Origin of the sequence: Aulosira sp. FACHB-615 (assembly GCF_014698045.1) — a bacterium.
Classification (GTDB): domain Bacteria; phylum Cyanobacteriota; class Cyanobacteriia; order Cyanobacteriales; family Nostocaceae; genus Nostoc_B.
The window spans coordinates 20,125-32,530 of the sequence record NZ_JACJSE010000038.1; the positions used below are offsets into that span (position 1 = coordinate 20,125).

Sequence of the window (12,406 nt, forward strand, 5' to 3'; positions counted from 1 at the left end):
TCTTATTTGTTGAGATAACCTAAAATGGATGATTCATCCGAATCTTGAATAAGCCCAATTAATCCGTGTGGACAATCACACTCTAGAACTTCTTCAAGAGCCAACGCATTTAGATTATTTTCTTGACAAACTTTGGTAAAAATTTCCGAGTATGTTAGCTCTAAATTGGTTTCTAGTTCTTCTACTCTTAATTGAATGATGCGTGATAATTCTGCCATATTTTTTCCTAAATAACTCTCAAAAAAATGAGTGTAGCTTTCGCTGGAAAAAATTAGCAGCCGTTGTGATGGCTGCATTATTAAATATCTAACGAGAAGCTACAGGTGTTACCAGTCCTGCAACATAATTCATCCACTGTTGGATGGCTTCTATCTCAGTAGTCCCAGAGGCGATCGCTCCCAATACTTGTTGCTGATAAGAAGCGGCGGCATGATTTGAATCAACCTTGTCAGCAGCCCAAGCCAAGCAAATATCTCTCACCAGCCTATCAACAACAGCAACAGGAAGTTGGCTAGGAGCCGAAGCATCTTGAAACTGCAACCACTCTTTAATTAAGTCCACTGGATAATTAGTCAATATGCGGACTTGTTTTACGCGCAAGTCTTGGGGATGAACTGTATTAGATTTCGCAGGCGTTGGAGAAGGTGGTTGTACAACGGGGCGATCGCGTTCATCCTCGTCTAAATCATATTTAGGACGGGTGAATAATCTTGATTGAATCTGCTGTAATAGTCCTGCCCAGTCAGCGTTTGCATCCCAATCTCGGCGGATTTTGGTCTTGGTTAAAGCATCATATAACCCGCAGAACACGACGTTTTCCTCTCCGGGATTAGCAACAATTGTTAGAGGTCTAGAGAAGTCTTCTACAATTGATGCGGCGAGTAAGAAAGACTTAGTAAAGTTAGTCTCAATCCCGCTTCGGACAACGTAAAGTTCATCAGCCAAAATAAAAATATCTAACTTCAAATTATCTTTGCCCTTGAACTCTTTATCTGTCAGTTGTATTTCGCTGATATAACCTGTCAATGCTCTTTGAGGTATGGGAGTCTGTTTATCGAGAGCGACATCAAAGTTATACCAACCATAAACCTGACCGTTGAGTTCTACTTTCTTGACGTACAAGTAAATAGGAAGAGGTGGATTACCTAAGCCTAGTTTGATTTCAGCCATTAGCAATTATCTCCAATTTTTATCGAATACTGTTTCAGGATGTTTGCCAAAAATTATTGAATGACAAACTTCTAAACTTTTAGCGAAGCTCTTAATTTTTTGGAAAGAAATTGATAAAGAGAAATACAATAACTTATGATTTATTATTGTAACTATCTTAACTACAAAATTGGCTAATATTTTACAATAATTCTAACCAAATATATTAATAACCTCTATCAATGTTTGACAATACTTGTAAATTAATTGCTGAACTATATTCTTCTGATTTTGCAACTTGGCTGTTAGGTGAACCCATCACTTTAACTCTATTAAGTCCAACAGGGGTGACTTGGGAACCAATGCGGAATGATGGCGTGATACTGTTGCAATCAAACGAAGTTGTATTGCATATTGAATTCCGAACAAAGCCTGATGAAAATCTACCTTTCGAGATGGCTTATTACTATGTGCGAATCTACGAACGCTTTCCTGACAAACAGATACATCAAGTAGTAATTTATCTAGAAAAAACTACATCTGAGCAAGTGTATAACACCACATTTTCTACTAAAAAACTTCACCATAAGTTTGAAATAATTCGATTGTGGGAGCAATCCACAGATATATTTCTAAAATCTATAGGATTGCTACCATTTGCCGTCTTAAGTGCTACGGTTAACAAGGTTAAAACACTACAACAAGTAGCTGCAACTATTGATACACTTCCTCAAAAACAAGCACAAAGTCATATTTCGGCGGCTACTGCAATCTTAGCTAGTTTAGTTTTAGAGGAAGAAGTAATTGAGCGTTTGCTAAGAAAAGACGTTATGCGCGAGTCAATAATCTACCAATCATTTGAGGCTGAAAGAAGCAACAAGAAAGTCCGTGAAATCGCCCTCAACCTGTTAGCTGAGGGCATGGCTGTTGACGCGATCTCTCGACTAACAGGTTTACCCCCAGAAGTAGTACAACAGTTACAGCAGCAAACTTCAGATATTGATTAATCAACTAAGTTAGGAGTTACGCATTGACAAATTAGACAAACAATGTAGTAAGGAAAATCAGGCATAAACAGGCGATCGCTAATCACTCTGGGGCTGGAAAGACGGATAATTGACGTGCAGAGCGTATTTAGGGTTGAGACAATCAGAGCTATTAGCAAGCCATCCACCGCAAAATGTAACCTCGACACTTACACTCTGTTCTTGTTGGCAGAATCAAAATATCCAGGCTGCACAAGGTTGGCAGAAATAATGGAAGATTTGTCTCATGATAGTGTCAACAGATTTTTGCTGCGTGAGCAGTATGAACCCAAAGATTTATTTGAAGAAATAAAGCCAAATATTAATTTAATAGGAGGTATTTTAAGCGGGGACGATACGGTAATTGATAAGCCTCATAGTGACCCAGAAATAACAGAATTGATTGGTTACTATTACTCAGGTAGGCATCACCGTGCAGTCAAAGGAATTCAATTAATCACCTTGTATTACACGGATTTTTCAGGAAAATCTGTGCCTGTTAATTATCGCATTTATAACAAGCAAGAAGGAAAAACCAAAAATGACTATTTACAAGAAATGATAATTGAGGTTTTAAGTTGGGGGTTAAGTCCAAAAACAGTAACTACTGACACCTGGTATTCGAGTCAAAAAAACCTGAAATTCTTTAAAGACAAAGAGTTAGGGTTTTTGACTGGAATAGCTAAAAATCGCTCATGTTCGATTGATGGTAAGAATTTTACTCAAGTTCAACATCTAGAAATCCCAGAATCTGGTTTAATAGTATAGCAATCGAAGTATAGGTTAGGACGTTAAACGAATAGCTGTATCAACTCTATCCCGAAAATTATCGATAGTACCAACTGATTTCCTGACTCGGTTTTTGATCGGAAACCAATAATGTTCAATATCGTTTAAATCAGGAGAGTATGGTGGTAAATACTCAAGTTCACACCCGACAGATTCAATTAATTCACGAATTTTCTGAGATTTGTGAAAAGTGGCATTATCTAAAATAACTGTCTGTCCTAATTTGAGTTCAGGTAAAAGTTTTTCTTCCAGCCATTTCTCAAAGACTAATCGATTACACGAACCTTCAAAGGTCAACGGAGCAACTAACTTTCCCTGACATAAAGCACTCATAATACTTACTCTCAGGTTTCTTCTTCCTGATTTTACATCGTAAAATCTTTCTCCCCTGGGGTTCCATCCATAACCGTAATCTTCTCGATTATCTATTCCTGATTCATCAACGTAAACTAGCTGTGAGCGTTCTTTTTGACTGATTTTGGCTTGAAATTCCCGCCTTTTTTCTTCATCCCTTTCTCTGTACCCGTAGGTTTTTTTTTCGGGTATAACCAATTTTTCTCAAGGCTTTTCCTATAGTGCGATCGCTAATCTTTTCTGGCCAAGCTTCTGCCATTTCTGCTTGAGTTTTACTGCCATTTTCTTGCACAAACTGCTGAAATTGCTCTAAATCAGTTATTTTGGGTTTATATCCTTGCTGATATCTTACTTTCGCCTGATAATCTCCTGTATCTTTTCTCTTCTTTAACCAAGTGTCTATTGTATTCCGGCTAATTTGAAATATGCGACTGGCTTGAGTCTTTCTCATTCCACTATCTATCGCATTAATCACCTTTGTTCTTAAATCGTAACTATAAGATGCTGGCATTTTTTTAGACTCATTTCTATTCTATTATGTCCTAATTTATGCTTCGACTGCTATATATCTGAAAAATTTTGGTCAGGTGAAGGTCTTTCAGAGAAGTTTCAAAAACGAAACAAAACGATATTACATTATGTATATCCCTGAAAAAGATGCACTCTCTTCAATTACTAAAACAGAATTTAGGGAACTTCATTCAATACATTGGGGTATTGAGTGTTACCACAGAGCTATTAAACAAGTGTGTGGCATTAGTCGATTTATGGTGAGGACATCTGAAGCAATTAGAACTCATTTTTTTAGTGCAATTCGAGCTTTTACACAACTAGAACTAATGCGCTCCGAAGAGTTAATTGAAAATTGGTATGAAATCCAAAGGAAATTATCTCTTCAAGTAGCTCGTGACTTTATTTTAGAACACCTAACACAGAAGTTGGGCTTGATTGCATAGTATCAACTTTCTGTCAATGCGTAAGTCCTATAAGTATCTAACAACTTGTGGATCTATTCCAGAAATTCGCTTTTTAATAAGCACCGGAGGATTATTGAAAAACTGTTTTAAATCTCGGCTTTCTACAAAGCCGAATCAAAAATTTGTTGTGCTGTCAATTTTAGTTGGGCAAATAAAGGTGATACAATCACATCATCTTCCCTGAACACAGTCATTTGATAATCGCCGTCAACTAAATTACAAATGGTGACAGTTTTTTGTTTAGGATTACCAGTAAATCTTTTGCCACCGAGTGCAGCATAGTCTACAATCCAATATTCAGGAATTCCCATTTCTTCATAATCCCTGAACTTGTCGTAATAGTCATCTCGCCAATTGGTACTGACTACTTCGACAACAATTGGTACAGATTCCGCTTGCATCACAGTCGATTGTTTGCTCCACAAAGGTTCATTAACAAGATTGCTATGATTTAATACCAAAATATCGGGAGAATAGGTTGAATTATTACTCTCAATTTTGATAAAGGCAGTTTTGGGTATGCGAAACCCAAGTCCCATTTGCAAAAATTGAAAAGTGATCTGTGCTGCCAAAAATCCAACAACATTCTCGTGTTCGCCGGTTGGGGGTGGCATTTCAACAATAACTCCTTTATGTAACTCATATTGCATCCCATTTGAGGGATACCACTCAATAAATTGTTCAAAGGTTGTTAAGTTGGGTAGAGCTTGAGTCATCTAGCGCGTCCACATATATTAGGTAGTTCATCGGCTGAAGACATCTTAAATCAGGCTGTGATCTCTGCTCAGGTCAAGTTCTTCACCCACTTCAGCCAAGGGGGATTGACGAAAAAATTGGGAGAGTTTGGTTGGTTGTTCTTTTTGAGTATCCTGTATTGTGAGACTCTGGGCTAGGAGTTGAATAATATACAGTTTCTCATTCTGGTCAAGTTGAAGCAGTTGTTGTTCAAGTTTTGGGAGTAACATTGTTGGGGGTTTAGACATAGGATAATTTTATTTTACTTTCACGATTGATTAACCGACTAAATACCTAACAACTTGTGGATCTATTTCGGAAATCCGCTTTTTAATAGAAACGGGAGGGTTTGTGAAAAACTGTTTCAAATCCCGACTTTTGACTTGATAACAATGAACAGAACGCTTTGTGGCTTTCAACCAACCCAGCCTTACCCACCTGGCAACAGTATTTGAATGCAAACGAAGGTTTTTAGCAATCTCACGACAACTGTAATTATCCAAAGTAGGGCGTGTAGAATATCCCAAAGCCTGTAATTTGGATTTAACTGCTGATACTGTCCGTGTATATCCTCTTCTTTTTAGGCGAAAAGCTATTTGCTTAGGAGTGTACATTTCTGCCATCTCATGCAAAGTTGTTAGTTCATTTTCGTCCCATCTGATGCTCATAATTCAGTCTCCTGATGTAGCGTTAGAGTTGATTCGGTTCGAGTTCCAATTCCAGATAAGAAAGCGCAGTCTCAGCATCGCCAATAGTTAAATCTGGCTGATATCCAAGTGTTAAATAATCGGGGTGTTTTGCGATTTCTTTGAGGATAAATTTCCCGGCATCAACTAAATCGTGCAGAGATGGATAAGGCGGCTGGGTGAGTTTTTTATCAGTGGATTCAGTTAACACAACACTCACACCAACTGCTTTCAACTCGTGTTTGAGTGATTCAACTTGGCGCAAATGGTTGGTAATTTCTGTTTCTAAAACCGTCTTTAATTCCTGCGGTGAAAGCAGTTTTATGTCATCCTCAATCCGTGTTTCATCATCTTCAGCGTTTTTGTTTAGTAGCAGAATATATCGCCAACCTGCACCATATTCGTCAGCTAAGTATGTGTCTTCGGCGTAATACTTCATGCCTATAATTTGACCGCGTTCTGTCCGTTGTCCAAAGCCAAATCGAGGATAATGCCAAACCGGAGGAATTGAGATTGTTGGTTCCATTGTTTTAATTGGTGAATAAATGAAGAGAAAAAATTAGGAATCAGAAGAATTTTTACTCCTGACTCCCGAATTCTATTTACGCAGCGATTAGTTCTAGCACTGGTTCATACTCCAGTAACTTCTGCCATTGCACACTTGTCAGTTGGTCGAATGGAAGTTCTAGTAACTGCTCGTAATCCAAAGTTTCAGTAGAGGGTAGAGTATCGACCATAGACAGCCAATAGACAGCATCCATCGCAGAGTCACAGGGTGCTTTTTCAGAGGATTCATTGGCTCGGACAAACCACCAAGCGCCTTTGGTTTCTCCAACTTCGCCTAATTTCTCGTCGCCTCTGTAGATTCCATCGTCTAACAACTCAAGACCAAAGTTTTCACAAGCCTGGGCAATCTGCACCATGATTTCATTGCCAGTGGAAGAAGCAACGGGGCAGGGTGCAGGGTGCAGAGGGGAAAATTCCTCACCTTGTCTCCCTGCTCCCTGCTCCCCTGCCTGAAATGGTTCTTCAAACGGTTTCTGTACTGGTAATAACCCTGCTTGATACTGCTGCTTGACGTAACTGTGACATCTTGCAGGAGTAGAATCTGTAAAGATTTCCACGTTGTTGATCATGACTTGCCAGTAAGAGTTTTGCTCGTCGTCATGGCTGTAGCTGACGCTGGCCAAGAGTTCACCATCTGCTAATACTTCTTGGTCGTAGAATGAAATTTCTGAGATAAATGGCACTTCTGGGACATCTGCGCTTGGTTGAGGGTTGAGAGTTCCATCCTTGTGATGCCAGTTAATGAAGCGGTGACACTGTATTTGTGTGGTGTGACGGAATTTCTCAACACCATTCACCATGACTACCCAAGGTTGTGTTACGAACTCGTCATAATCATAAGTGATGTATGCAACCAGCCATTTTCCAGCGTAAATATCGAAATGGTTGGGATTGATTTCGACTGTAGTGAGGGGTTCGGGGGCTACAGCCTGCGCTTGCTGGCTGATGTACTGCGTGAGTTCGGCTTGGGCTAGGTCTTGTTCACTGATGGGTTGCTGTGTATGTGCAATGTAAGGCATAATTAAGATCCTTGTTTAAGGTAGAAGGCGATCGCTAGTTTTCCAGGCTGGGCGATCGCCTTTGATTTTTAATGAACAACGTTGTGGGGGAGCCACAACGCATTCACAGATTTTTGGCGGAGCCATAATATATGGTTCAACGCCAGCAGAATTTGAGCATAATCAAGACTGAACAGAAGATAGTTGCACAAGACTTAAAACCGCATCAAACAGCTATTGCATCGTCTTGTGTGGGGATAGCTCTGATTCAGTGCAAACTTATTTGTGGCTGTATATCTCTTGTTTCCTGATTAATGCCTGTATTTTGTTACACCTAAATCAGTCAAATTAGATTTGCTGTTCAGGGTGAGTAATTGCAAGCATTTTAGACATCAGGGAAAAACGGATTTAATTTATTTCTCCCTTGTAATTACAAGTCTACTCTGAAATTTCTCAGTAGTCAATAGTCTAAACTGATATTTTTCAGAGTAAAGCTGATATTTATCAGTATAGCTCTGATATTTGTGGTATAGTCTGGATAGAAGTAAGCTGGAGGAGTTGATTTTGTGATGCAGACTTTGATTAGGTGGAGATTAAAAGAAGTTATGGCAAGGTATGACATTAGAGCAGGCGACCTTGCTAAAGCTATGGGTGTTAGCCACAACTCGATAGCTAACTTACGAAAAGCTAAAACCATGCCGCGACTTGATGGTGAATCATTAAATAAGCTATGCAATGCGCTAAATTTTCTGGCACAAGATTTAACAGGTGAAATTACACCAATAGATTTAATCAGTTACACCAAAGATCCAGTGACACCCACTCCGGCTGAGACTCCAGGTGAAACTGAACTTGAACAATCTAACCAAACCAGAAAAATGCACTCAACAGATAATCAATCTCCAACTTCTTTATTTGTTGCGTAGTCAGAGCGATCGCCCGCCGGGCAAGCAAAGCGATCGCCTGCTCAAATCGTTGCACTACAAAGTGAGCTACTTATAATGCTGACACAGTTTTAGTTAAACCTGAAGATCAGTATCAGTGTTCACTTTGGTTAAATTGCATTTTCTGTCTGTTTTCGTGCATTTACCAATAGTGGGCAATAATTATGCTGACACTAGACCGCGAAACAAAATCAGCACCCAGCTACAGCATTCTCAACAGCAGTATTAAAGAAACGTTCACTGCCATTGATCGCTTTGAATGGCAAGCTGTAGAAGAAATATTGCAGATGAGAGAAAACCAGCTTTATCGTGAAGCTGGCTACAAGTCTTTTGAGGAATACTGCCAAAGAGAACTATCCGCCTGGGGTGGCTATCGCAGAATCAACCAACTGTTAGGGGCTAAGAAAGTTAAGGACACAGCTGATGAATTGGGCGAACATATCAAAAACGAACGCCAAGCCCGTTCACTGCTGCGTTTGGTCAAGGAACCAGAAAAACTGAAACAGGCTGTTGCGATCGCACTCTCTGAAAATTCCTCACCCAGCGAATCGGACTTTGCCGCAGCTGCTAATAGGCTGGTTCCTCGTCTGCCACGGCAAAAAACTCAGCAACCACTGGTTCCTCAGATTCAGGAACCAATAGTTCACCAAACTCAGGAACCAATGGTTCCGAAAACCAACACAGTCACGGTTACGTCACCAACTCATCCAAGACACGGTGAGTCAGGAACCATCCAAGCAGACCCACCGAACAACTGGCAGCAGATTGTGACTTTTGCGGATGGTGATAGAGAACTGGTGAACAATGCGGATTTGAGTAATGTCGCAATCGACTCATTTACTACCGAGCGAACTTACCCCAAAGAATACGCCGAAGCGATCGCACAACTGAAGCAGCAGCACCAGCAGGAACTTGAACGGTTAGAACAGGATTTGAGGTTTGGGTTACAGGCGGAAGCAACTACCCAAGCCCAGCAGCAAGTACAAGAACAACTGACCGCCTTACAAAACCTGTTTCAGCAACAGAAACAAGAAAACATCCAGCTACAGCAACGGCTGGACGAGATGGAGGGGTTGAGGCAGTTGGAGCTTGACAACCAGCGATTACAAAAACGCATTCAGGAGTTAGAACGCGCAGTAGAAGAACGTCCTTCTCAGCAGTGGGGAAATACTCTCACTAAACAAGCGGCTAAGGTACTGAACAAGGAAGTCAAGCGTTCGCTAGAAAAAACTATTGATCTGCGATCGCTGGCTATTGAACCACCAAAGGAGAATGCCCAAGAGTGCTTACGGCTGATGGGTATTGCTTTGGGGAATCTGGCCAGTGCCATGAACAATACCAAAGCCTTGGAAGCTGCTGCAATCATCCTCGGCAGCGAACCAACACCAATTGCGATCGCATATCGAGCAGAGCAATTGCAACTACTTCCACAGGCTGTTATTGACATTCGGGCTGTGCTTGCCAAGCCTGGGTGTAGCTGGTGGGACTATTTAGAAGTCGCCCAAGAGTACGAGGTTATCAAATCTGACTACTGGGCAGAGTTGACCCCACAAGAGACGGAGTTAATTGCTGCCCTTGAGCAAGCCGAATCCTCACTCATTACGGAACCAATGGTTCCTGAAGAAAACCCTGCTGATTCTGCTTCTTTGGATGGCGAACTGATTATTAAGCTTGGTTCCATCGTTGCCCACGCGGATATTTATTGCGCTTTATACAACGCTAAAGGTGAAGTCATCGAAGACATGGGTGATGAAGTTTGGGTTGCTTGGGCGCATTGGAAGGACAAGCCCAAAAAGACTGATCGCTATTTCAAGAACGAATTGCGTTTCTGGCAAGAAACAAAACAGTAAATAAAACTCGCGCCCTTTGAAAAAAGCTGAATGCGGCATTGCAACTATGTCGCTCGTATTGTCATGCTTAATTTTAGGAGAGAAAATGACTACAGCACTAAAAGCAATTAACGGCGGTCACAAGCGGGGTGATCGTAAACAACCTACAGAAGAAAAATCGATTCGACCCCACTGCAAAATCTCGATTGAGGATATCAACTGGGTGAGGCAGCAGCCTCCTTGTGTGCAGCAGCTATGGTTAGACTCCGTTGCAGCAGAACAATTTGGTGGATCTGCTCACAAACTCGATACCAACCTCACCTACAAGTCATTGCAAAAAGCAGGTGCAGCGTTGACTGCCCAAGGATTATTTCAGTATGAGGAAGTGTTTGGCCGATTGCCTTCTGGTAGACCTGGGCTAATAGGTTATCGCGTCCGTAACCTGCACGGTTATTACAATCGCTTCTACTGGGAATCGTCCACATCAGGCGAAACCAATTCTTGTGACGAGAAAGCTGTCCACGCCGGGAAGGAAATCAACCATACCGGGAGGAACCAAAACCAAACCGAAGTGAAACAATTCCACCCTGATTTGGATCATTTCCAAAAGAATAGTCAAAAAAGTGAGGATTTGCAAGGCTTCCAGAAACCTAACAACGTTTCTAACAACTCTTTAACTACCTACCAACCACCCACTAAGGTGGTTGGTAAGGTAGTTAGTTCTTCCAGCAATAGCGAAAATTTGCATGGTGATGAGACGGCGATCGCATCCTTGAGGGATGCGTCGCCTCAAACCCTCAAAAGCGTGGAAGAAGAGAAAGAAGAGTTACCCGCGGTAACGGACTGCACGACGCTAAAGCTTGTGGATGTTGCGCCGAGTCAATCCGCTTCGTTGTTAGAAAAGAAGGAAGAATTGGGTGTTGACCAGAAAATCATTCATGAGGACAGTTTTTCCGCCGCGCCCGTCGCTGCAAATTCTGAAAACCTCAGCCAGTCTGAGAATCAAGCTCAACCGAGCCTGTCTGCTTCGTTGATGGCAGAGAACCAGAATTTAGGTGATGAACCAGGAACCAGTCATGAAGACACCTTTTCCGCCGCCCCTGCCGTTCTAGAAAACAGCCATTCCGCCCCTCCCTCTCAAGAACCAAAAGCCCATAGTGAAGGTGTTTGTGCTGTGGCGGCTGACTCCGATCCTGAAAAATGGTCTTATGAGGCTGTTGTTGAGAGATCGAGGGTGCGGCCTTGGAGAATGGAGAAGCTCAAGATAGCGGAACAATGGCGTGAAAATCCTGGGGATGATTTTCTAATGGAGTGTTGGGCGGACGACCCTGCTTTAAGGATCGTGATCAAGAAACTAGTGGCGAAGTGTCAGCATTGGGGTTTGGTCGCAGCAGATGGGCTGTTGGTGAGATGGGAGGGGTAGCAAGTGCTATCGATTAATGGCATATTTCATTAAGCGTTCCCAATCCCAACGCCATGCAGCATCTACCGTGATTTTCTTACCATTGGTGAACTTGATAAATTCTGTGCCTTCATCATAAAAAACATCAGCAACAAGGCGATTGCGGACATCGTAACCCCACGTTTTGGCTGCTGCGTTCCACCATCTCTGCCCAGGTGATTCTAGATTTGGTAGTTCCAAATATTCATCACGCCATGCTTTTGGTTTCCATTGCTCTCGCAAGGCACTCACCAAAATCGCCTTTGGGAAATATTGTTTTTCGTGCTTTTGTAGCCACGCCATTTATTCTTTGCAAGCATGAGTGATCGCATCCCCAAAATAATTGTCCCAAGCCGCCATAAATTCTTGCCACTCGTGTTCTAGCTGGTGTGGCTTGTCTTGTGTCAGCCCCTACTACTCGCGTCAGCTTTCGGGCTTGGTCTGGGCTTTCACCAAGCTCTATCAATTGATATTCTAGATTTGGGTCGTAACCTTGGGCTAGTAGCTGGATGTACTCAGTATCAGTTGTGCCGAGAATTGACGGGAGGCGATCACAACTCCTGTCATCCCAATTAAGTTTATTCGTCCATATTGCCTGATTGTAAAAAAGAAGGGAACTCTTCTGAAGTTACATCATCTAAATCAATAGAGTCCCCATCTTCATTACGAATAGTTATCTCAAGGGGTTTATCTAAGCTATTTTGCTTTTTTTTGAGATTCTCTTTAAGCTTTAAAAGTTCATTTACTATCTTCAAAGTCTCTGCCACGATAACCAGAATTGTTATTACCCCACTTTCTCTAGCAGGTTTTCCTTGGCTAACATCCAAAGAAGCTAACGACTCTTTTATGTCATTAATTATGGCTTCATCGTTGGAGTTAATAATTAATTCAATTTGCTGTTTGCTTTCCATA

The 12,406-nt window shown here is 41.5% G+C and carries 15 protein-coding genes and 2 pseudogenes; 6 read left to right on the forward strand and 11 right to left on the reverse strand.

Annotated elements, in window-relative coordinates; all coding sequences use genetic code 11:
• Positions 1 to 2 precede the first annotated feature (2 nt).
• Positions 3 to 296, reverse strand: a complete 294-nt coding sequence (locus H6G77_RS31270; protein ID WP_190873627.1) for a hypothetical protein — start codon at positions 294 to 296, stop codon at positions 3 to 5.
• 10 nt (positions 297 to 306) lie between these two features.
• Positions 307 to 1,170, reverse strand: a complete 864-nt coding sequence (locus tag H6G77_RS31275; protein WP_190873628.1) for a hypothetical protein — start codon at positions 1,168 to 1,170, stop codon at positions 307 to 309.
• Positions 1,171 to 1,391: 221 nt separating this feature from the next.
• On the opposite strand from H6G77_RS31275, the gene H6G77_RS31280 reads away from it, so the two are divergent.
• Positions 1,392 to 2,156 (forward strand): Rpn family recombination-promoting nuclease/putative transposase, encoded by a 765-nt coding sequence (locus tag H6G77_RS31280; RefSeq protein ID WP_190873629.1) that lies wholly within the window; start codon positions 1,392 to 1,394, stop codon positions 2,154 to 2,156.
• On the opposite strand, the gene H6G77_RS31285 is transcribed toward H6G77_RS31280, so the two are convergent.
• A complete protein-coding gene (locus tag H6G77_RS31285) occupies positions 2,153 to 2,344 on the reverse strand; it encodes a hypothetical protein (protein ID WP_190873630.1) in 192 nt (63 codons plus the stop codon). The genes H6G77_RS31280 and H6G77_RS31285 overlap by 4 nt on opposite strands.
• Positions 2,345 to 2,357: 13 nt before the next feature.
• On the opposite strand from H6G77_RS31285, the pseudogene H6G77_RS31290 reads away from it, so the two are divergent.
• A pseudogene (locus tag H6G77_RS31290) lies at positions 2,358 to 2,936 on the forward strand (IS701 family transposase); the annotation flags it as partial.
• Positions 2,937 to 2,957: 21 nt separating this feature from the next.
• Here the strand turns inward: H6G77_RS31290 and H6G77_RS31295 are convergent.
• Positions 2,958 to 3,828 (reverse strand): IS630 family transposase gene (locus H6G77_RS31295; RefSeq protein ID WP_190873632.1). Its coding sequence is split into 2 segments (ribosomal slippage): positions 2,958 to 3,518 and positions 3,520 to 3,828, totalling 870 coding nucleotides; the frame shifts between segments, so codons are not numbered across the junction.
• Positions 3,829 to 3,880: 52 nt separating this feature from the next.
• On the opposite strand from H6G77_RS31295, the pseudogene H6G77_RS36005 reads away from it, so the two are divergent.
• Positions 3,881 to 4,273 (forward strand): annotated as a pseudogene (locus tag H6G77_RS36005) (transposase); the annotation flags it as partial.
• A 122-nt stretch (positions 4,274 to 4,395) separates the two neighbouring features.
• On the opposite strand, the gene H6G77_RS31305 reads toward H6G77_RS36005, so the two are convergent.
• The 5 genes from H6G77_RS31305 to H6G77_RS31325 form a co-directional block, all read right to left on the reverse strand.
• Positions 4,396 to 5,010 carry a Uma2 family endonuclease gene (locus H6G77_RS31305; RefSeq protein WP_190873633.1) on the reverse strand — a complete coding sequence of 205 codons (615 nt, stop codon included), beginning with the start codon at positions 5,008 to 5,010 and terminating at the stop codon, positions 4,396 to 4,398.
• Between the two features lie 45 nt (positions 5,011 to 5,055).
• Positions 5,056 to 5,277 (reverse strand): hypothetical protein, encoded by a 222-nt coding sequence (locus H6G77_RS31310; RefSeq protein ID WP_242049361.1) that lies wholly within the window; start codon positions 5,275 to 5,277, stop codon positions 5,056 to 5,058.
• Positions 5,278 to 5,307: 30 nt separating this feature from the next.
• Entirely contained in the window at positions 5,308 to 5,697 is a 390-nt protein-coding gene (locus tag H6G77_RS31315) for a hypothetical protein (RefSeq protein ID WP_199331710.1), read from the reverse strand.
• 22 nt (positions 5,698 to 5,719) lie between these two features.
• On the reverse strand, positions 5,720 to 6,241 hold the full coding sequence (locus H6G77_RS31320) for a hypothetical protein (RefSeq protein WP_190873634.1): 522 nt from the start codon (positions 6,239 to 6,241) through the stop codon (positions 5,720 to 5,722).
• A gap of 76 nt (positions 6,242 to 6,317) precedes the next feature.
• On the reverse strand, positions 6,318 to 7,301 hold the full coding sequence (locus H6G77_RS31325; RefSeq protein WP_190873635.1) for a hypothetical protein: 984 nt from the start codon (positions 7,299 to 7,301) through the stop codon (positions 6,318 to 6,320).
• A gap of 548 nt (positions 7,302 to 7,849) precedes the next feature.
• On the opposite strand from H6G77_RS31325, the gene H6G77_RS31330 reads away from it, so the two are divergent.
• The 3 genes from H6G77_RS31330 (at position 7,850) to H6G77_RS31340 (ending at position 11,476) form a co-directional block, all read left to right on the forward strand.
• Complete coding sequence (locus H6G77_RS31330) at positions 7,850 to 8,206, forward strand: helix-turn-helix transcriptional regulator (RefSeq protein WP_190873659.1); 357 nt, start codon at positions 7,850 to 7,852, stop codon at positions 8,204 to 8,206.
• A gap of 182 nt (positions 8,207 to 8,388) precedes the next feature.
• Positions 8,389 to 10,074: a hypothetical protein gene (locus H6G77_RS31335; protein WP_190873636.1), complete on the forward strand. Its 1,686-nt coding sequence runs from the start codon at positions 8,389 to 8,391 to the stop codon at positions 10,072 to 10,074.
• 85 nt (positions 10,075 to 10,159) lie between these two features.
• Positions 10,160 to 11,476, forward strand: coding sequence for a hypothetical protein (locus H6G77_RS31340; RefSeq protein WP_190873637.1), 1,317 nt, complete (start codon positions 10,160 to 10,162; stop codon positions 11,474 to 11,476).
• 6 nt (positions 11,477 to 11,482) lie between these two features.
• Here H6G77_RS31340 and H6G77_RS31345 read toward each other — a convergent pair whose 3' ends face one another.
• Positions 11,483 to 11,797, reverse strand: a complete 315-nt coding sequence (locus H6G77_RS31345) for a hypothetical protein (protein WP_242049363.1) — start codon at positions 11,795 to 11,797, stop codon at positions 11,483 to 11,485.
• Between the two features lie 275 nt (positions 11,798 to 12,072).
• Entirely contained in the window at positions 12,073 to 12,405 is a 333-nt protein-coding gene (locus H6G77_RS31350; protein ID WP_190873638.1) for a hypothetical protein, read from the reverse strand.
• Position 12,406: the final 1 nt, after the last annotated feature.

Coding starts and splice junctions, on each gene's coding strand:
- H6G77_RS31320 (WP_190873634.1), bottom strand. CDS start 6,241: ATGGAACCAACAATCTCAATTCCTCCGGTTTGGCATTATCCTCGATTT.
- H6G77_RS31345 (WP_242049363.1), bottom strand. CDS start 11,797: ATGGCGTGGCTACAAAAGCACGAAAAACAATATTTCCCAAAGGCGATT.
- H6G77_RS31280 (WP_190873629.1), top strand. CDS start 1,392: ATGTTTGACAATACTTGTAAATTAATTGCTGAACTATATTCTTCTGAT.
- H6G77_RS31330 (WP_190873659.1), top strand. CDS start 7,850: ATGCAGACTTTGATTAGGTGGAGATTAAAAGAAGTTATGGCAAGGTAT.
- H6G77_RS31310 (WP_242049361.1), bottom strand. CDS start 5,277: ATGTCTAAACCCCCAACAATGTTACTCCCAAAACTTGAACAACAACTG.
- H6G77_RS31305 (WP_190873633.1), bottom strand. CDS start 5,010: ATGACTCAAGCTCTACCCAACTTAACAACCTTTGAACAATTTATTGAG.
- H6G77_RS31270 (WP_190873627.1), bottom strand. CDS start 296: ATGCAGCCATCACAACGGCTGCTAATTTTTTCCAGCGAAAGCTACACT.
- H6G77_RS31340 (WP_190873637.1), top strand. CDS start 10,160: ATGACTACAGCACTAAAAGCAATTAACGGCGGTCACAAGCGGGGTGAT.
- H6G77_RS31315 (WP_199331710.1), bottom strand. CDS start 5,697: ATGAGCATCAGATGGGACGAAAATGAACTAACAACTTTGCATGAGATG.
- H6G77_RS31325 (WP_190873635.1), bottom strand. CDS start 7,301: ATGCCTTACATTGCACATACACAGCAACCCATCAGTGAACAAGACCTA.
- H6G77_RS31335 (WP_190873636.1), top strand. CDS start 8,389: ATGCTGACACTAGACCGCGAAACAAAATCAGCACCCAGCTACAGCATT.
- H6G77_RS31350 (WP_190873638.1), bottom strand. CDS start 12,405: ATGGAAAGCAAACAGCAAATTGAATTAATTATTAACTCCAACGATGAA.
- H6G77_RS31275 (WP_190873628.1), bottom strand. CDS start 1,170: ATGGCTGAAATCAAACTAGGCTTAGGTAATCCACCTCTTCCTATTTAC.